This window comes from Pseudomonas sp. rhizo25 (assembly GCF_031931935.1).
In the GTDB taxonomy this organism is placed as follows: domain Bacteria; phylum Pseudomonadota; class Gammaproteobacteria; order Pseudomonadales; family Pseudomonadaceae; genus Aquipseudomonas; species Aquipseudomonas synxantha.
In genome coordinates, this window is sequence record NZ_JAUJXA010000059.1 from 1 (window position 1) to 420 (window position 420).

The window sequence follows — 420 nt, forward strand, 5'->3', positions numbered from 1 at the left end:
ATGGCTAGTCTGCGGTCCGTCACTGCCAATTCAGTGATCGGGTTTAGTCGCCCGGTATTCCAAAAGGCGCATGAACCACCCATGTTTACGGTGGCTGTGCGCAGGGCGCCCTTGGGTGCGCCGGATTTTGCCTTTTGGCCGGTCGACTAACCTGCGTACAGCCGCCACCCTACGTTTAGTCGCGAAAGGTTCGGCTCCTTGAATCCAAAAGGAAGCTAAACAATGAATAAAGTCCTACCCGACCCACCCCGCGATCCCGCAAAAGACCGCGCCGCCTTCAACCGCGCCATCGACCACTACCTGCCCACCCAAGGCTTCCACTGCGTCAACGAAGACCTGAGCTTCGAAGATGCCCTGCTCTACACCGCCAGTTTGCTCGACAGCGCATCCGCTACCGCGCTGGACTGCGGCGAGCTGCTG

The 420-nt window shown here is 59.3% G+C and carries 1 pseudogene; it reads left to right on the top strand.

From position 1 onward, the window contains the following. Positions 1–222 precede the first annotated feature (222 nt). Positions 223–420 (top strand): annotated as a pseudogene (locus QZR30_RS27925) (DUF6124 family protein); the annotation flags it as partial.